Annotated in this window: 22 protein-coding genes and 1 pseudogene; 15 read left to right on the top strand and 8 right to left on the bottom strand. The window is 43.3% G+C overall.

Annotated features, from left to right (window positions below; genetic code table 11):
• Positions 1-763: 763 nt before the first annotated feature.
• Positions 764-1663 carry a nuclease-related domain-containing protein gene (locus tag J7E37_RS06125; protein ID WP_251009517.1) on the bottom strand — a complete coding sequence of 300 codons (900 nt, stop codon included), beginning with the start codon at positions 1661-1663 and terminating at the stop codon, positions 764-766.
• A gap of 109 nt (positions 1664-1772) precedes the next feature.
• On the opposite strand from J7E37_RS06125, the gene J7E37_RS06120 reads away from it, so the two are divergent.
• Positions 1773-2270 (top strand): TspO/MBR family protein, encoded by a 498-nt coding sequence (locus J7E37_RS06120; RefSeq protein ID WP_215023019.1) that lies wholly within the window; start codon positions 1773-1775, stop codon positions 2268-2270.
• A gap of 261 nt (positions 2271-2531) precedes the next feature.
• Here J7E37_RS06120 and J7E37_RS06115 read toward each other — a convergent pair.
• Positions 2532-2963: pseudogene (locus tag J7E37_RS06115) on the bottom strand (AhpC/TSA family protein); the annotation flags it as partial.
• Positions 2964-3248: 285 nt separating this feature from the next.
• On the opposite strand from J7E37_RS06115, the gene J7E37_RS06110 reads away from it, so the two are divergent.
• A complete protein-coding gene (locus J7E37_RS06110) occupies positions 3249-4220 on the top strand; it encodes a PstS family phosphate ABC transporter substrate-binding protein (RefSeq protein WP_215023016.1) in 972 nt (323 codons plus the stop codon).
• A gap of 83 nt (positions 4221-4303) precedes the next feature.
• On the opposite strand, the gene J7E37_RS06105 is transcribed toward J7E37_RS06110, so the two are convergent.
• Together J7E37_RS06105 and J7E37_RS06100 are read right to left on the bottom strand one after the other, a co-directional pair.
• Positions 4304-4471, bottom strand: coding sequence for a hypothetical protein (locus J7E37_RS06105; RefSeq protein WP_215023014.1), 168 nt, complete (start codon positions 4469-4471; stop codon positions 4304-4306).
• Positions 4472-4565: 94 nt separating this feature from the next.
• On the bottom strand, positions 4566-5039 hold the full coding sequence (locus J7E37_RS06100; protein WP_215023013.1) for a CBO0543 family protein: 474 nt from the start codon (positions 5037-5039) through the stop codon (positions 4566-4568).
• A 277-nt stretch (positions 5040-5316) separates the two neighbouring features.
• Here J7E37_RS06100 and J7E37_RS06095 point away from each other — a divergent pair, with 277 nt between their 5' ends.
• A complete protein-coding gene (locus tag J7E37_RS06095) occupies positions 5317-5847 on the top strand; it encodes a CBO0543 family protein (RefSeq protein WP_215023012.1) in 531 nt (176 codons plus the stop codon).
• Between the two features lie 157 nt (positions 5848-6004).
• Here the strand turns inward: J7E37_RS06095 and J7E37_RS06090 are convergent, their stop codons facing one another.
• The gene (locus J7E37_RS06090) at positions 6005-7708 is read right to left on the bottom strand and encodes a methyl-accepting chemotaxis protein (RefSeq protein WP_251009513.1); all 1704 of its coding nucleotides are present in this window, start codon (positions 7706-7708) and stop codon (positions 6005-6007) included.
• A gap of 95 nt (positions 7709-7803) precedes the next feature.
• Positions 7804-8388, bottom strand: coding sequence for a hypothetical protein (locus J7E37_RS06085; RefSeq protein WP_251009512.1), 585 nt, complete (start codon positions 8386-8388; stop codon positions 7804-7806).
• Positions 8389-8575: 187 nt separating this feature from the next.
• Between J7E37_RS06085 and J7E37_RS06080 the strand changes: the two genes are divergently transcribed.
• The 3 genes from J7E37_RS06080 (at position 8576) to wrbA (ending at position 10689) form a co-directional block, all read left to right on the top strand.
• Positions 8576-8857, top strand: a complete 282-nt coding sequence (locus tag J7E37_RS06080) for a GNAT family N-acetyltransferase (RefSeq protein WP_215023009.1) — start codon at positions 8576-8578, stop codon at positions 8855-8857.
• A gap of 176 nt (positions 8858-9033) precedes the next feature.
• Positions 9034-10017 (top strand): ring-cleaving dioxygenase, encoded by a 984-nt coding sequence (locus tag J7E37_RS06075; RefSeq protein WP_215023008.1) that lies wholly within the window; start codon positions 9034-9036, stop codon positions 10015-10017.
• A 60-nt stretch (positions 10018-10077) separates the two neighbouring features.
• Positions 10078-10689: an NAD(P)H:quinone oxidoreductase gene (wrbA, locus tag J7E37_RS06070; RefSeq protein ID WP_215023024.1), complete on the top strand. Its 612-nt coding sequence runs from the start codon at positions 10078-10080 to the stop codon at positions 10687-10689.
• Between the two features lie 401 nt (positions 10690-11090).
• Here wrbA and J7E37_RS06065 read toward each other — a convergent pair whose 3' ends face one another.
• A complete protein-coding gene (locus J7E37_RS06065) occupies positions 11091-11984 on the bottom strand; it encodes a 3-hydroxyacyl-CoA dehydrogenase (RefSeq protein WP_215023007.1) in 894 nt (297 codons plus the stop codon).
• 190 nt (positions 11985-12174) lie between these two features.
• Here J7E37_RS06065 and J7E37_RS06060 point away from each other — a divergent pair, with 190 nt between their 5' ends.
• The 3 genes from J7E37_RS06060 to J7E37_RS06050 all read left to right on the top strand — a co-directional run bounded on the left by J7E37_RS06060 (position 12175) and on the right by J7E37_RS06050 (position 14244).
• Entirely contained in the window at positions 12175-13635 is a 1461-nt protein-coding gene (locus J7E37_RS06060; RefSeq protein ID WP_215023005.1) for a protein adenylyltransferase SelO, read from the top strand.
• Positions 13636-13807: 172 nt separating this feature from the next.
• Positions 13808-13957, top strand: a complete 150-nt coding sequence (locus J7E37_RS06055; protein ID WP_251009510.1) for a DUF378 domain-containing protein — start codon at positions 13808-13810, stop codon at positions 13955-13957.
• A gap of 110 nt (positions 13958-14067) precedes the next feature.
• The gene (locus J7E37_RS06050; RefSeq protein ID WP_215023003.1) at positions 14068-14244 is read left to right on the top strand and encodes an SE1832 family protein; all 177 of its coding nucleotides are present in this window, start codon (positions 14068-14070) and stop codon (positions 14242-14244) included.
• A 289-nt stretch (positions 14245-14533) separates the two neighbouring features.
• On the opposite strand, the gene J7E37_RS06045 is transcribed toward J7E37_RS06050, so the two are convergent.
• Complete coding sequence (locus tag J7E37_RS06045) at positions 14534-15610, bottom strand: Gfo/Idh/MocA family protein (RefSeq protein ID WP_215023002.1); 1077 nt, start codon at positions 15608-15610, stop codon at positions 14534-14536.
• 106 nt (positions 15611-15716) lie between these two features.
• Between J7E37_RS06045 and J7E37_RS06040 the strand changes: the two genes are divergently transcribed.
• From J7E37_RS06040 to J7E37_RS06015, 6 genes are all read left to right on the top strand, one after another.
• Positions 15717-15893, top strand: coding sequence for a DUF4083 domain-containing protein (locus J7E37_RS06040; RefSeq protein WP_215023001.1), 177 nt, complete (start codon positions 15717-15719; stop codon positions 15891-15893).
• Between the two features lie 115 nt (positions 15894-16008).
• Positions 16009-16218 (top strand): hypothetical protein, encoded by a 210-nt coding sequence (locus J7E37_RS06035; RefSeq protein WP_215023000.1) that lies wholly within the window; start codon positions 16009-16011, stop codon positions 16216-16218.
• Positions 16219-16387: 169 nt separating this feature from the next.
• Positions 16388-16567: a hypothetical protein gene (locus J7E37_RS06030; protein WP_215022999.1), complete on the top strand. Its 180-nt coding sequence runs from the start codon at positions 16388-16390 to the stop codon at positions 16565-16567.
• Between the two features lie 13 nt (positions 16568-16580).
• Positions 16581-16856, top strand: a complete 276-nt coding sequence (locus tag J7E37_RS06025; RefSeq protein ID WP_215022997.1) for a hypothetical protein — start codon at positions 16581-16583, stop codon at positions 16854-16856.
• A complete protein-coding gene (locus tag J7E37_RS06020; protein ID WP_215022994.1) occupies positions 16857-17213 on the top strand; it encodes a hypothetical protein in 357 nt (118 codons plus the stop codon).
• A 15-nt stretch (positions 17214-17228) separates the two neighbouring features.
• A complete protein-coding gene (locus J7E37_RS06015; protein WP_215022992.1) occupies positions 17229-18014 on the top strand; it encodes a nucleotidyltransferase domain-containing protein in 786 nt (261 codons plus the stop codon).
• The last annotated feature ends 22 nt before the right edge of the window (positions 18015-18036 follow it).

Raw genomic sequence — 18036 nt, 5'->3', positions numbered from 1 at the left:
GAAAAAGAGGGATAAAGACCATCCAGAGCAGAAAAAGCGCGAGAGATGGTCAATAAAAGAGGGATAAAGACCATGCAGAGCAGAAAAAGCGCGAGAGATGGTCAATAGAAGAGGGATAAAGACCATGCAGAGCAGAAAAAGAGCAAGAGGTGGTCAATAGAAGAGGTATAAAGACCATGCAGAGCAGAAAACGAGCATGTGGTGGTCAATAGAAGGGGTTTAAAGACCATGCAGAGCAGAAAAAGCGCATGTGGTGGTCAATAGAAGAGGTATAAAGACCTTCCAGAGCAGAAAAAGAGCATGTGGTGGTCAATAGAAGAGGTATAAAGACCTTCCAGAGCAGAAAAAGCGCGAGAGGTGGTCAATAGAAGGGGTTTAAAGACCATGCAGAGCAGAAAACGAGCATGTGGTGGTCAATAGAAGAGGTATAAAGACCATCCAGAGCAGAAAACGAGCAAGAGGTGGTCAATAGAAGAGGTATAAAGACCATCCAGAGCAGAAAAAGCGCGAGAGGTGGTCAATAGAAGGGGTATAAAGACCATGTAGAGCAGAAAAAGCGCGAGAGGTGGTCAAGAGAATAGATATAAAGACCATGCAGAGCAGAAAAAGAGCATGAGGTGGTCAATAGAAGGGGTATAAAGACCATGTAGAGCAGAAAAAGCGCGAGAGGTGGTCAATAGAATAGATATAAAGACCATCCTGGCCACAAAAAGCGAGTAGGATGGTCATTAGAAGGATTATACAGACAATTAAACATATGATATTAAATAAAGTAAGTCCATTTACGATTACTGATTTGTTTGAAGTTCCTTTGTAATATTCTGCGTATGGTTCTCATGGGGACAATTTTACCGCACCATTCATAAATCGCGTTGGAGGTCACCTTGGCTTCTGGATTCAGAAGCTTGAACTCCCCAATGGTGCGCAATGTGGCGGTTTCTATATTTTCAGACGTGCCACAACAGCTGCAGCTAATCTGCGGCCAGTGATAGACCTCCATAATTGTTTTGCAGGATAAGCATTGTATGCCTTTTTTAAGCGACTCATAATCATATTCATGAGTGCGGGCATAGGGGGATTCGAGTAAGTGCAGTGCCAAAAGTTTTTCTGCCAAATTTTTATGTCTGTTTTGCAGCTTGGATGGTTCTTGATTGAGTCTTTTCATGAAGCGATTCAATTGATTTGGTAAAATGAATGGCTGGTCCATGGGGGCTTGATATAATGCGAACTCAGGATTGATAAAAATGACGTAGGCTTTGACTTGGAGGTTGAATCCGAGGCTGTTTAGCAGTTGCCGAAGCAGTGATTCTGCTCTTTTTAATTGAATGATGGGGTTCTTAACTTCCCGGCTGGCGGCAGTTTTTAGTTTGTCACCATCGTAGTAATAGTCCCCTTCATAGTTCTTTACTTCAAATAAATAAACCGTGTTCTGCATGATGAGGAGGGAATCGATTTGGAATGTGGAGCCACTAAATTCAAGGAGTAAATCATTGAGGATCAGATGTTCTGGCTGCAAGGATTCGAGCCAAACATCAAACTGGACTTCTCCTTCATATCCCTTCAGTAAGTATATGAATTGAGACTGGTCTTGTTCTGTTAATCCGCCGCGGGCATTAAGTGTGCTCAACATCTTCAATTCTTCTGTTTGGGAGCGATGTTTCATAAACAAAAATCACCTTCCTATTCTTTTTGAAATCACAATTCTATTGAAGCATAAAAAACGTTTTTTTGCTCGTGTTTGGGAAAAAATATTATATAGGCAGGTGAGATGAATGAATGTGTTAAGAGTGAATGGAAAAATAGATAAGGGTAAGCTCGCCAAGGAGCTGCTGATTCCGGTGGTCGGCGGGATGGTGACGGGGATGATTGCGACGAGGCGGGCGAAGGAGAAGTACAGCAGGCTGGAGAAGCCGAATTATGCGCCGCCTTCTTGGGTGTTCCCTGTCATGTGGACAGGCTTGTATGCGTCGATGGGGCTTGCGAATTACCGGGTATCGATGAAAAAGAAACCTACCGCCATCGCGGAAACTTTCTATGATATCCAGCTTGGATTAAACTTCCTCTGGTCGTTTTTGTTTTTCAAATGGAACCTTAGAGGAACGGCGTTTGCGGAGATCGGCCTGTTGCTGGGCATGGTTACTTTGACGACTTACCAGTACTATCAAAAAGATAAGGCTGCCGGCCGGCTGATGCTGCCGTATATTGCCTGGGTCGCTTACGCACTTCAGCTTAACTACAGCATGTGGAGTTTAAATAAAGATAAATTGTAAAACTTTTGCAACTTTTCCAATCTGCCCTCCGTCTAAACTAGCAGACTGCCAAACATACTAAAAATTGGGTGAATAAAAGTTTGCTAGAGCGGGAATACTATAACCAACAACATATTAAAAAACGGAGGTAGATTGAGATGAAACAAATCAAGGAATTCATGAATGAAGAGGGCTTTGAATTGAAAGGTTATATTTCACAATTATTTGAACAGGTTTCCGATAAAACTGATAAGAAAAAACGCTGATCGCGTACCATGCGAATCAGCGTTTTTTCATTTGCTCCAAAACTTCATCAATTTTAGCGTGATCCTCAGGTGATTCATCGATATGCTTCCACAAGAGTTCACCTTCAGCTGAATAGAGCCATGTTCCCCCCTGGATGTAGACGTCCTGTGTCTTCATCGATTTCATGACGAATTCTTTCTGTTTTTCATCTTTAGGGATAAAACCTTTGACCTGGCCAGTCACAAATCCGAAGCCTGCTTTCGCAAGCAGCTTCCATTTTGGCATCGTTTTGTGGCCCATGCCGCGATACGCTTGCCGCGAAGGGTCACCTAAAATAGGAAATGGAAATGGCCCGAATTGATCAACGAATTGCTTGATAAAAGACCCTTTTGAAGGGGCGACGGCAATGACCTGGTAGCCTGTTGCTTCGACTTCAATTATTCGCTCGCGCAACTGCGCAAGGTACTCCCGGCAGACTGGTCAGCCAAGGTGGCGGACAAATACGACCATCGTAGGCATTCCCTGGATCGCTGCACCCAATGTCAGTGATTTTTCAGGATCTGTTGTTTCCAATACATAGTTCATCGTGAAACCTCCTTTTCCTCACTATATATAACTCCTCCACTGAAGGAAAGAATTAACATTCATTAACAAACCTTTTCAAATAATTTACAACTCCTTAAAACCTCTTTAATAACTGTCTAGTAATCTTGTACTTGTAGCAACGGACATAATATTAGGGGGAATTAAGGAATGAAGAGTTTTAAAAAGTTAGCGATGTTTACGATGCTTGCTGGTGTAATGGCTTTCGGAACGGCTTGTTCAGATGGAGAAAGCAACGCGGAAGCGACGAATGGTTCTAATGAAACTGAAACTCAACTTGAAGGCAGCGTAGTGATTGACGGCTCAGGAACTGTATACCCGTTCATGGCAAAAATGGCTGAAAATTATATGGATAAGCAGGAGGATGTCTCTGTAGAAGTAAGCCGCTCCGGGACTTCCGCTGGTTTCAAGAAATTCCTCGTTGAAGACGGAACAGACTACAATGATGCATCACGCCAGATCAAAGACGAAGAAAAGGCAAAAGCTGAAGAGCTTGGCATTGATGTGAAAGAAATGAAAGTAGCTTTGGATGGCTTGACGATTGTCATCAATAAGGACAATGACTGGGCTAAAGAACTGACAAAAGAAGAAATCATCGACATTTTCCTGGCAGAAGGCGGCAAGAAGAAATGGTCTGACGTACGCCCAGACTTCCCGGCTGAAGCTATTAATACTTACGGCCCAAATGAAAATCATGGAACATATGAGTTCATGTTTGAAAACATTCTTGAAGAAAAAGATCTTGTGGAAGGAATTAACCTGCAGCAAGATTACTCTACACTGGTTGATCTTGTTTCAAAAGATAAGAACGGTATCGGTTTCTTCGGATATGGCTATTACGCGAACAACAAAGATAAGCTCGCTGCAGTGAAAGTTGATTTCGGCAATGGACCAGTCGAACCTTCTCTGGAAACAATCAAGGAAGATGGCGACTATGGTCCATTCACACGCCCGGTGTTCACATACCTGAATGTAAACATGGCTAAAGAGAAGGAACAAGTTCTTGACTACGCCATCTACACGATGGAAAACGCCCAGGATGTTGCGGCAGAAACAGGCTTTGCCCCATTGACAGACGAAGATATTCAGGCAACATTGGCTGAACTTCAAGAGTTGAAATAAGTGAAATCAAAGGATGGGGATTCCCCCATTCTTTTTTTTTTACTTAAAATACTGCAAAAAAATAACAGTGATTCACACTGTTATCAACGGTCTAATGTTGTTATGAACTTCTGGCGCTTTTTCGCGTTATTAAGGATTCGTTCGATGGCTTCCAGCAGTGAACATCTTTCCTCGTCCGTTTTTGCGTTCAACAGCCTTAGTTTAAGTTCCGCCATTTTTTGCTTTTCCTCTTTGGTCAGGCTCTCCCTCATCTTTCATCCTCCTTAAGCTGTTTTAATAAGTCTAGATGAAGAGTGTTAAAGAAGTTGAGGGATTTTATTAACTTTGCGAATATCTACCCAGCCTTTACTTACTGGCAACCTTCCTGATAACTCCCATGACGAGCCGGACAAGGAGAAAGGTAGAGCCGATGGAAATGAAGCTATGGAGCGAAGTCCAATTCTTCTTATATTTGATCAGCTTCGTGTTCCGTTCAAGCCAATGCTCGGCAGCGGCTGAAGGTGCTGTGAACAACAGGGATTTAAGTAAAATCGAAATAATACCTGAGTGCGTGGTGACCTGATTAAAGTAAACGCATACAACAGGAAAAATCAAATAGCTGAAAATGACACTAACATCAAAGGTCTTAAATAAGGAAACTGGATATTTCAAATACCCTTTCTTGACGAGCAAATTATCGAGGATGGAGGCTATATAGCTTTTCAAAAAGAAGATTAGCAGCCAATCTCTGACAGGTGGTTTTCGAACCAGTCTGTAAAACGCCAGGATGCCGATGGCTAGCAGGGCTCTCAGTGTGTTTTCTTCTACGTTCCTCTTCAAAGCGCTACCTCCCGAATTCTATAGTTTAGCAGACCAGTTCACAACTATTTGTATCATGCCTTCTCATGCGTTAATTATTCCCTGAAAGCTAACTTAGAAATAACTGGGGGGAATGTTGGTTATACTACATTTGGTTTCCTTTATTTGTAAACAATGTTTCTGTTCGCATATGTAAAGGTATCTGCAATATTAAATTTTTCAGGGTTCTTTTCGAGGAGACTTCTAAATTAGTTGTGAAATCACCAAAATAAGCTTTTGTAAAAGAAGAGGCGGAATTATGGTCAATACACTTTATGGGTTAATCTGGGCTGGGATATTAGTGAAATGGGGAGATTGGAAAAACTGGAGGAAGTACTATCCGACCCTTCTTTTCTTTATCCTTGGTGATTTTCTCTACATGTACTTATTGTCGGATCATTATCCAATGTGGAGGTACTCTCCATCACCTGGCGACAATGATATGGGGATCACAAATACACATATTTCTTTTTCCATTATGGCGATTAAATATCCGGCGACATGTTTGGCGTATTTAGCAAACTTCCCAACTCAGGGTTTTTGGAAAAAAGTCCTATATTATTTAGCGTGGGTGATGGTCTATTTTGCAAATGAGCTGGTCGATTTACATTTTCAATTGATCAAGTATTTCAATGGCTGGAATCTCTGGTGGTCTGTACTGTTCAATTCGGTTCTGTTCCTCATTCTAAAGCTCCATTTTCATAACCCAATGTTTGCCTGGATTGCCTCTGCTGCCTTTATGTTGTTTTTATGGAATCAGTTCGATGTGCCGTCTACAGTCTTTCGTTAACGTTGTTTTCTAATTGAATGTTGCATTTCAATTTTCGAGGGAAATTCTAAAGTGAATTTTCAATTGAGAACGCGAAAAAGTTTACGTAAAGAGCCTTCATTAAAGCATACATAAAAAAAGGAAGCCTGATTCCATGTGCGGAAAACAGGCAGGTTTATTATCCAATTTTAAACTGCTGGTGAATCTGTGAAAGGGAGGCAGCCAGATTGCTTAACTTCCTGCCGATCAGGTCGGTCTGCTGAATTTGTGTCATTTGGTTCTCGCTGGCAGAGAGCATTTCTTCTGCGCTTGCCAGGGTTTCCTGTGATACAGATAAGAAGCTGTCCGCACCTTCGGCAAGCTGTGGCAGCGTAGCTCTCAGACTGCCAAGCTCCTCCTGCATCGACTGGAGTCTTGTACTGACAACAGTAATTTCTGATAGAAGTTCATTAAAAGAATCGTTCGTTTTGCCTGCCATCTTTAAATTTGTATGGATTTTTTTATGCATCTCATCAAATTCCGCTGTCGCACCAAGCGTAATTTTCTCCATTTTACCGATAGCTCCTGTAATTTCCACCGCCGTTTTGGCTGATTGTTCCGCCAGGATGCCAACTTCATTAGCAACAACTGCAAATCCTTTTCCGGCGTCGCCGGCACGTGCAGCTTCGATTGAAGCATTTAGCGAAAGCAGTTTCGTCTGGTCCGCGATTGCTTTTACCATGCCAACAAGATTTGTGATGGAAGTTGAGTACTGCTTTACCTGATGAACGGTAAGGGCCAATTGTTTAAAATCTGATTCAAACGAATGGATGGTCGAGATTAGTTGGCGTATGCTTTGCTCTCCCTGGACAGCTGATTCATCCATGGCTGCGGAACTGCTAAAGACATCATCCATATTGACCAAGGTTCCTTCAACCATATCACGCATATCCTTAAAAGATTTTACACTGGATTCTGAACCGACTGCTGTTTGTTCCGCCCCTGCTCTTACCAATTGAATGGCAGCCACGAGCTGTTCGGTGCTAGCGAGCGAATTTTGTGATGAAAATTTCAATTCATCACCTGTCTGCCCTAATTCTTTTGTCGTCGAAGTCAATTCTGTAATCATATTCATCATATGTCCAATCATGCTATTGTAGCTCTTGTGCAGCGAGTTGATTTCCGGGATAGAAGTTCTAATATCTGGTGCAGATTGCAACTGGCCATCTCTAACCTGCCTCATCGTATCCTTTAGCTGATTCAGTGGTCTTGTTATTTTTTTTACAAACATGGTGATTAGGACCATAGCTGCCATGATGCTGATGACGATGACAGAAAGAGTGAAATAAGCCATTTCATTAACAGGGGCCATATATGTACTGGTCGGGATCAGGATGATATAGATTCCGTTTATCTCTTTCATTTCCTGAAAAGCGATTGTATAGTCATGCCCATTAAATTCTGAGTGGATGACCCCGTTTTGAGACTTGTTGATAGAATCAATCTGTTGGACAGAAAAAGGATTCCCTGCTTTTTTGCTAACTTTGAAGGGTGTGATTTTTCCTTCGCTTAAATAGAAGAAATCAGAGGTAATGCCGTCCTCTTGCAGCTTGTTTTGTTGGGAACGGACATTTGCCTCCAACTGCTGCCTGAAATACTCTTCATCACTGACATATACAAACTTCAAATTTTCTGCTATGTATTCCATTAATTCAACTTCCCGGACAAGTCGATCTTCAATCGTCTTTAGAGACATATCTCGTGCCTTCATATAGGAACTAAATCCTACTGTAATTACCGAAGTCATCAATAAGGAGAGGAATAAAATAAATAACCTTGTTCCAAGCGTAACTTTTTGGCTTGTATTGAAGAGAGCCAGGCTGCGAAGCGATTTAAGCTGCAAGATGATAACCTCCATATTTTTTCATACTTTTTACCTATAGGTTAAAGTATACAGAGGTAGTATTAAGTGGATGTTAATTTTTTGTAAAACGGGAATTAATTGGTTGTACTATACCTTTTTTTGAACCAAACGAAAAAGTCCGTTATTAATTTTGCAAAGGTCAGTACTGATAAATAGCTGAGGAATAAGTGAAAGTAGTTAATTGACCCATACATTCTAAATAATCCTAATCCGACAAGCATAGGCTTGAAAACGAAAGACAGGATGACCGCTGTAATAATCGAACGCAAATAATATTTTTTATTGCTGTCTATTGCCGATTGATAAACGAAAATAAAAATTATTGGGATAAGGCTTGAGTCGAGTGTGATTCCGGGTATAGCTGGAATAACAGGAAAAGGATAGTTCCAGTAACCCATATTTCTCCCATACAAATCCTCGTATCCAAAAGAAATATGGATACTGTAGCCATAAAAGAGAATTTGGAATAGCTTGTTTTTATTAACTTTCCAAAGGAGAATCACAAGAGGTACAACAAGGAATAGGACCATCAGCCAGTACTCAAAAGAGGTATATAGAGCGTAATCCCACCAATACTCATTTAATGCTTTTTGCCCTTCCTTTCCCATCTCAACAATCTTGTCAAACCGCGAAAGACGAATATCTTCCAAATTAATCATTCCTTTTAAATCCGGCTTTACATACATACATATCTATAGATTGTCATGTTCATTAAGTTCGTATGCACAGCGCAGATGGCTTGTGTAAATATATTTGGGCAAAAATGAGTAAACTCGCTATGATGCGGGAAAAAGAGAAAGATAAGCATTGCGAACTTTGAGATTCTCACTATTAGGAGGGCTTGTTATGTCGTTTAAGTATACAGAAGAGGACGGACGCATTGTTGCACAAGATAAAGATGGACTTGAAGTTGGGGAAGTGACCTATACTCGTGATGGAGACGAGGTTCTTGTCATAAACCATACAGGCGTTGATCCGGCGAACCGCGGTCAGGGAGTAGCGGAGGAATTGGTTCGCCAGGTTGTGGAGAAGGCTAAGAATGAAGGCTTGAAAGTGGAGCCGGTTTGTTCTTTTGCGCAAAAAGAATTCGAGAGGAAATCGGAATATAAGGAAGTTCAAAAACAATAGTTTGAAAGCCTTTGGGTCAGCTCAAAGGCTTTCGTTCAGGTTGACATGAAAAATACGTCATGATAAAATTATCTCGAATTCAAGATATTATGTTTTTTTCGAAGTCATTATGGATAAAGTAAGAATAGATATTTTTTGTGTTAATATCTCAGTTTCGAGATAAAGGGGGAGAAAACGTGAACGAATTAAAAGGAATACACCATGTTACGGCCATTACAAGCAGTGCGGAAAAGAACTATGAGTTCTTCACATATGTGCTTGGAATGCGGCTTGTAAAAAAGACAGTCAATCAGGATGATATCCGCACTTATCACTTATTTTTCGCGGACGATAAAGGATCTGCGGGCACGGATATGACATTCTTTGATTTCCCAGGGATTCCAAAAGGGTCACATGGAACAGACGAGATTTATAAAACAGGCTTTCGCGTGCCGACTGATGAAGCGCTGGAATACTGGGTGAAGCGTTTCGATAAATACAACGTCAGGCATACTGGCATCAAGGAACTTTTCGGCAAAAAGACGATTTCATTCGTCGATTTTGATGATCAGCAATATATGCTGGTATCGGATGAGTTCAACGAGGGCGTGGCTTCGGGTACTCCATGGCAAAACGGTCCGGTACCGTTGGAGTACGCGATCACAGGTCTTGGGCCGCTTCACATTCGTATCTCACGCTTTGATTATTTTAAAGAGGTATTGGAAAAAGTCATGCATATGCGTGAGGTTGGACAGGAAGGTTCCCTGCATCTATTTGAAATGGGTGAAGGCGGGAACGGCGCGCAGGTCATTGTTGAGGACAATAAAGTACTGCCGGCTGGACGCCAGGGATTCGGCACCGTGCATCACGCCGCGTTCCGTGTTGCCGACACTTCGGTTCTCTATGAGTGGATCGATCATATGAAGGCAGCTGGATTCGGCACATCTGGTTATGTCGACCGATTCTTCTTTGAATCATTGTATGCACGCGTGGCTCCAGGAATCTTATTTGAATGGGCGACAGACGGTCCAGGCTTCATGGGTGACGAACCTTACGAAACGCTTGGTGAAAAATTGTCATTGCCGCCGTTCCTCGAATCGAAGCGGGAGCAGATCGAGGACTTTGTGCGACCGATTGATACGGTCCGCAGCACGCGTAATATTGAAAAAGAGTATCTGTAAGCGAGTTTGTCATACGAGATTAGTGGAAATACCTTAATGTAGTATCAAATAAGGGAGGTAATCAATATGGTCAAATTAGCAGTAATTTTTTACAGCATGGGTGGAACGAATGTACAGCTTTCAAAATGGGCTGCAGAAGGCGCGAAAGAAGCTGGAGCAGAAGTGAAGGTTTTTAAAGTGAAGGAATTAGCCCCTGAATCAGCGATTGAAGGAAATGAAGTATGGAAAGCGACTGTTGAAAACACAAAGGATATTCCTGAAGTGACTCCAGATGATCTTGAATGGGCAGACGCGATCATCTTCAGCGTTCCTACTCGATTTGGAAACATGCCATCTCAAATGAAGCAGTTCCTTGATACGACTGGCGGGCTCTGGGCACAAGGCAAGCTTGTGAATAAAGTTGTGAGCGCCATGTCCTCCGCACAGAACCCGCATGGAGGACAAGAGGCAACCATTCTGTCGCTGTATACATCCATGTACCACTGGGGTGCAATCGTTGCGGCGCCTGGCTACAGCGATCCAGTAACATTCGCAGCAGGCGGCAATCCATACGGCACGAGTGTAACGGTCGACGAAGACGGCAATATGATCGAAGACGTCGAAGCAGCAGTGAAATTCCAGGCCAAGCGAACAGTGACAGTTGCTGGATGGGTTAAGAACGGAAATCAATAAGAATGCAGAAATAGCCTAACTCCTTTTGTGGAGTTAGGCTGTTTTTCTGTTTGGGCAGGTAAATGGTTGAGGGTGGAGGAAGTGTTAAGGGACATTTTGAGCGAAGAGGATGCGGGAAATGTCTAATAAAAGAGGGTTAATAGACATTTTGAACAAGAACAGATGACAGTGGCTTATAGAAGGGGTCTATCGGACAAACGGAAGGCGGAAACTCAAGGGAGTGTCCGATCGAAGGGGACTATCGGACAAAAAGGGGTCGGGATCTCAAGGAAGTGTCCGATCGAAGGGGTCTTTCGGACAAACGGAAGGCGGAAACTCAAGGGAGTGTCCGATCGTTTCGTTACAGAGAAACAGGCGTAAAAACTAGAAGCTCAATCCGCACAAGGATTGAGCTTCTAAATCTATTTTAAAAATCCGGGCTGTTCATAGCTTGGGTTCGGGTATTTATAAAATCCTTCACCGGTGGCTACGCCCAGTTTTCCTTTGTCGATGTACTCCGTTTTCAATAAATTCGCGAGCTCTTTAAACTGTGGAACTCCAGCTTCGCCTTTAGCATTGGCGATGTTGTATGCTGTGGTGATTCCGACGATGTCTAAAATCGCGAATGGGCCTTTCGGTGCTCCGGTCGCGATCATCCATGTCTTGTCGATGGTTTCAGGATCGGCGACTTCCTTCATTAGCAGCATCTGTCCTGCTTCTAAAAACGGCACCAATAACGAGTTCAGAATATAACCGGGCTGCTCTTTGTATAGTGGCAAGGCAACCATGCCGATGGCTTTTGCGAATTCCAACAGGTCGTCAAACACTGCCTTGTCAGTGCCAGGATGCTTCATGACCTCGGCAGTGTTATTTTTCCAGATTTCATTCGCGAAGTGAAGGGCAAGGAATTTCTCCGGACGGCCTGTTGCTTCCGCGAACTGGCTGGGAAGCAAGGTAGAAGTGTTCGTCGCGAATACTGTTTTTTCAGGAGCGGCCTGTCCTAGTTTTTTGTAAAAGTCAGTCTTGATACCGATAACCTCAGGGACAGCCTCGATAACGAGATCGGCATCTTTTACAGCCTGGGAAAGATCACTGTAAAAAGTAATCCGATTGTATGCGGCATCGAGATCCTGTTCAGAAGCTCCAAGATCCTCCTGGTAACGCGGCTTCAGCTTCGTGATTCGCTCCTTCGCGCGCTCGAGCGCCTCATCATTAATATCGTATACTGAAACGTTGAATCCATGGTAAGCAGTTTGGAAAGCAATCTGGCTTCCTAAAACACCGCTTCCGGCGACAGTAATATTTTTATAATTCATGGCAATTCTCCTTTCTACAATGTTTCTTTACCCTCATTTATTATTCTTAAAAAGTAATTTTTTTAGTCTGGAGACGAAACAAATGGCAGCTTTACCAAACATTCGGGAGGGTATATTAAGTTACAGGAGGAATACATTAATAGATATAAAAAGAGCACGAAGAAATTGTGAAAGTTAAGGAGGCAATACAATGTCGAACAATAATGCTGGCTGGAATATCGATAATAGCTATTCGCGCCTGCCTGAAATCTTTTATAGCCTGCAGAAACCTACTTCTGTAGAAGCACCGGAAGTTGTCATCTTCAATGAGTCACTTGCGGAAGAACTCGGTCTAGACCCAGAATCGCTTCAAATGGGTGAGGGAGCTGCAATATTTGGCGGCAACGAGATACCTGAAGGTGGGACGCCGCTTGCACAAGCCTATGCAGGACATCAATTCGGCCATTTTACGATGCTGGGAGACGGCCGGGCAGTACTGCTGGGTGAGCAGATTACTCCCGATGGTGAGAGGTTTGACATCCAGTTGAAAGGTTCAGGGCGGACGCCATACTCCCGTGGAGGAGACGGACGCGCAGGACTTGGGCCAATGCTCAGGGAATTTATTATCAGTGAAGCGATGGTGGGATTGGGAATCCCGACTACCAGAAGCCTGGCAGTGACGACAACGGGGGAGCAAATTATCCGCGAGACGATGCAGACTGGAGCAATCGTCACGCGTGTGGCAGCAAGCCATCTGAGGGTTGGAACATTCCAATTTGCCGCGAACTGGGGTAAGACAGAGGATCTTCGGGCACTGGCTGATTACGCAATCGAGCGCCATTATCCTGAAGTCGAAGGGGAAGAAAACCGCTATCTTTCTTTTTTGAAAAAAGTGATCAAGCGCCAGGCAGCATTGATTGCAAAATGGCAGCATGTTGGCTTTATCCACGGGGTCATGAATACAGACAACATGACGATCAGCGGCGAGACAATTGATTATGGCCCTTGTGCTTTCATGGACACATACGATCCGGCGACCGTTTTCAGTTCGATTGATCGTGAGGGCCGCTACGCCTATGGGAATCAGCCGTATATCGGCGGCTGGAATCTCTCGCGTTTTGCTGAAGCCTTATTGCCTTTGCTGCATGAAGATGAAGACGAGGCGGTAAAGCTGGCGGAAGAAGCACTTTCTGGATTTCCGGAACTATTTGAAACGGAGTTCATATCAGGAATGAGATTGAAACTGGGTATTTTTAATGAGGAAAAAGAAGACAAGGCACTTATTTCCGACCTGCTTAATCTAATGCATAAGCATAAAGCTGATTTTACGAATACCTTTAAAGCTTTGACCTTTGATCAGCTTGAAGGACAGGAGTTGTTCAAGGCCGAGGAGTTTAAGAACTGGCATCAAAAATGGCAGGAAAGACTCGGGCACCAGGAGCAATCGAAGGAAGACTCACAGGAATTGATGCGTGACAGCAATCCGGGCGTCATTCCGCGCAACCATAGAGTGGAGGAAGCGTTGGAGGCTGCAGTCAATGGCGATTTGAGTGTCATGGTCAAATTGCTTGAAGTCCTTGCCAACCCATATGAGCACTCAGCTGAGCAGGCCGAATTCTGCAAGCCTGCACCGCCAGCAGCAAGACCTTACCGTACATTTTGCGGGACTTGATTCGTACTCGTAAAAATCATGTCATCAGGGACATGACGGACAAAACCTCGGTGGGATCATGAAAAAGTGTCCGTCATCAGAGTCATGACGGACAAAACCTCGGTGGAATCATGAAAAAGTGTCCTGGGTATCAGGGTTGACCAGGGCTTTGTAGAGCTTTATTGTTGGGGGTTTGAATTGGCTATTGGTTGGATTATTTGAATGGGATTTGGTCGGCGGTCTTTTCGGAGGCATGGACAGTCCGATCGCAAAAGTGGTCTATATCCTTGTAGGGTTTGCGGCCATTTACAGCATCACGCTTTTATCAAAAGTGAATAAATAGGGGAATGGGCGTACAGAAACTTATCTGTACGCCTTTTGCATGCATCTTGTATTAACGCCCTGATATCGCTATTCTATAAGAAGTAATCGTCGAAACAGGGGGAGCAAGCAATGGATAAAAGAGAAATTGAATATAAAATCGTCGAATTAAAAGATGAGTATTTGCAGCTTCAGCACAATCTCGAAAAATTGGAATCTGTAAAAGGCAACCTGCATCCGCTGGAGAATCGTCTTGCCGCGATTGAAGAGGAATTAAGCTCTTTAAACAAAATGCTTCGTGATCTATAGGAAGACAAGCCTGTTCTGAAAAGGAATCAGGCTTTTCTTTTTGGGAGAAGCAGGCCTGGTCTAGAGTATCAAAGATAAAAGGAATGAGAGAGCATCTTTTGAAAAAATCCCCTTTGTCCTTCACCCAAGCCAGTCATTCCCGCAAACTAAAATTATTAATCAAACGTTTGATTAAACTCATTTTCCTATCGGCCAGTTATAGGGGCAACTGCCCTGGAATATTGAAAAAATGAAAGGCATGAGCCAGAACAACTGCTGGCCCATGCCTATTAATTCTACTGCTAATCTTTTATAGTACTTTCACTTTCCGGCCTTCGCGAGCAGAGTTCCTGACTGCGTCCAATACTTTTTGAGTGGAATGCCCATGCCCGAAATCAGCGAGATATTGGTGCTTCTTTCCGGAAACCAGCGTTTCATGGAGCGCATCCAAAGCCCTTTGGAAGCCGTTATAGTACCGTGCTGCGATTTGCGGCATAGTGGAAGGTGCTTCAAGAGCAGGTTCCAGCTCGACTTCTTGAAGTGCTGAATTTCCCTCAGAAAGCAGGACTTTGTTGTCATCCAGCATCACAAGTGTACCTTCTGTACCGTAAACCTCAAGGCGCCAGGTGTGATCCGTTTGGCGTGCTGCAGAGAGGAGTTCAAGTGTAACTGTCGCCCCGTTTCCCAGAGAACCAATAATTTGGAAAGCATCGTCCGCTGTCCGCTGTTCTGTATTCCCGTTATCATCGGTCTGAGTGGGGATATGAACTGGCAGCTGAGCAAACACTTCCTTAAAGGTGCTGTCCATCCACCATTGAAGGGCATCGGTCATATGAGAGCCGATTGCGCCAAGCATTCCGCCGCCCTTTTCTTCCTGTCCCAGCCAGCCGCGAGGTTTTGAAACCAGGCCGGTATAATTCGCAAAGGAACACTGGTAACGGACATGTAAAATATCCCCGAGTTTTCCGCTCTCCATGATTTCTTTTACCTTTGTGCGAGCCGGCAGAAAGCGGAATTCATGGTTGATCAGCCCGAATTTACCCGCCTTGTCCCTTTCCGTAATCATTTCTTCTGTTTCGGCAACATCCAAAGCCATTGGTTTCTCACACACAACATGTACGCCTTTTTCGAAAGCGGCGGCAACCATTTCTTTATGTAAATGGACAGCAGAAGCAACGACGACTAAATCGAGTTTCTCCTGCTCAAGCATCTGGCGCCAGTCGGTATAGATATTTTCAATTCCGCTGGCCTTCCGTGCTTCCTCCACATTGCCCCTTGATACACTAGAAATTGCTGCAACATCAAATCCATCATGATGGTCCATCATTGGCGCATGGACCTTCGCGCCAAAACCCGTACCGATTATGCCGACTCTAAACTTTTCCAAAAGTACCACCCCTGTCCAGAATATAGTTTAATAGTAAATCCGTGAGGGAGGGATGTAAATCAATATAGTATAATGATGGAAAATACAATGTGAGGCGGGAGTTATTTTGAACATTGGGGATCTATTATTTCAGCTTATTTTTTTCATCTTAACGATAGGTATTGTGGCGGCTGTTTTCTATGCTGTCCGGTCACTCGTCATAAAGGAACCTAGGAATCAAAAGAGCATAGAACAAAAACTCGATCGAATAATTGAGCTGCTTGAGAAGGACAATAAAGAGTAAAACAAGTCGCTAGCTGCGTGGTATAATAGGAACTTAGGTTTAAATGAATTTTACATATAATTGCACGGATGCCTGAAAAGCTCCGTCTGGCGATTTATATATGGAGGTATGAAAGATGAATAAGCGATGGACGATCGGAAAAATTAAAGAGTTTGTGGAGAACAATTCAGAAAGTAAGCTGTTGACGACAGAGTATCAGGGTTTTTCGCAAAAACTGCAATTTCAATGCGGATGCGGCAATAAATTTGAAAAAACGTTCAAGAAATTCAAGGATAATCACCAGCGCAAATGCGAAGTGTGCCAGCCGCCAAAAGCGTCACGTTAATCTAATAAGCAAGTCTATAAATGAACTGCTGCCTGGGGCTCTGCAATCTATTGCCAACCAAGGCGGCTTTTTTTTCGAGTAAAAGACCAATAGAAGCGTGGATCATGGAAGGATTTACGCTTCATTTTGTTGAAACTATGGAAGAGAATCTTACAGGAGCAACCAGGCTATGAAGAGATATATGCTGAAAAAGAATTTCAGGAGTTTGAAAAGAGGCACACAATTTTATTTGATTGCCGAATCAGAATTCATCGGTGTCAAGGAGTATGTGCTGCGAACGAAGGACTTGTCAACCAGGATTGCCATCAGCGAAAGTGAGCTGCGCGGTAATTTTATTTTATTGAATTAGGGGAGAACAGCATATGTACTTGTTTTTATCCATCCTATTAAGTATGGTTCTTGGCTACTTATTATTTGTCTTGGGGCCGATTGTTGGCGGGATTGCTGCTTTTGGAATCATAGTGGGCAGTTTATTAAGAGGGATTTACTTGCTGAATGATATTCGTAAAAGGCTGGCGAGCGATTCTCCTGTTGAAAAAGAGATTCAAGAGCAGCAGGTGACAGAAATCGTTCCCGAGCATTTGAAAAGTCCGAGTGATTATAAAAAGTATCTGGAAGGCAAAGAGAGGGGATTTTAAATGCAGTTCACAGCTATAGTAGTGTTTGCGATTGTCTGGGGCGGGTTGATGATCTATTTTCTGACGCCCTTTTACGGTAAAGTCGAAAGAAACCCTAATGATTCGTTCGCCAAAGCATTAAAGGTAAGCCTGACCAGGTTGATTTTACATAAAAAAGCCATTCTTGCCTTCCTATTATTATTGGTTACGCTAATGAGTATAAGGTCATATTTTATATCTGCTGAGGAGTATGACCGGCTCCACGCAATAACCAGGGAGTCGGGGAATCCTGTCTTATATATGGTCAGTGTGGTCTTGTATGCTGCATTATTGTATCTTTTATTGGCAGTCAGATGGGCCGTGAAATCAGCAAAGTGATTGGAGAGAGTTGTTGTGAAAGAGATTATATTAAAATCACTGGCAAAAATAGAAGAAGATTTCGGTGTGAAAATTCTTTATGCTGTCGAGTCCGGCAGCAGGGCATGGGAGTTTCCATCGAAGGACAGTGATTATGACGTCCGTTTTATCTATGTACATAAAAAAGACGATTATCTGACGATCGACCAGATGGGCATCGGCAAGAAAAGAGATGTGATTGAACTGCCGATTAACGATTTGCTTGATATAACCGGGTGGGAACTGACCAAAGCCCTGAAGTTATTCAGAAAGTCGAATCCGCCGCTGATGGAATGGCTGTGTTCGGGGATTGTATACTATCAGGCTTTTTCGACCATTGATCAGATGAAGGAGCTCAGCAAAGAGGTTTTCGCTCCGAATTCCTGCCTGCATCATTATTTGAATATGGCGGGCAATAATTTCAGGGAATACCTGCAGGGAGATCAAGTCAAGATTAAGAAATATTTTTACGTCCTAAGGCCAGTGCTGGCTGCCAAATGGATTGAGGAATACAATGAGTTTCCTCCGCTTGAATTTCCGACGTTATTGGAGGATCTGCTGCCGGAAGGTGAATTGAAGCGAGAAATCCATACCTTGCTGCAAAGGAAAATCAGCGGTGATGAACTGGACTACGAACCGAAAATAGAAGTCATCAATCAATTCCTGAATGAGGAGATTGCACGGCTAAAAGAGTATACATCAACACTGAATGTTGATTTGCCGGATTTCACGCCTCAGCTTGACCAGCTTTTCAGGGATACGCTGGAAGAAGTGTGGGTTTAGTGAAAGTGGTTAGGAGTAAAAA

Source organism: Bacillus sp. ISL-39 (assembly GCF_018613295.1).
Classification (GTDB): domain Bacteria; phylum Bacillota; class Bacilli; order Bacillales; family Cytobacillaceae; genus Mesobacillus.
The sequence above is the reverse complement of the archived record's forward strand: the minus strand, read 5'-3'. Positions and strand labels throughout refer to the sequence as shown.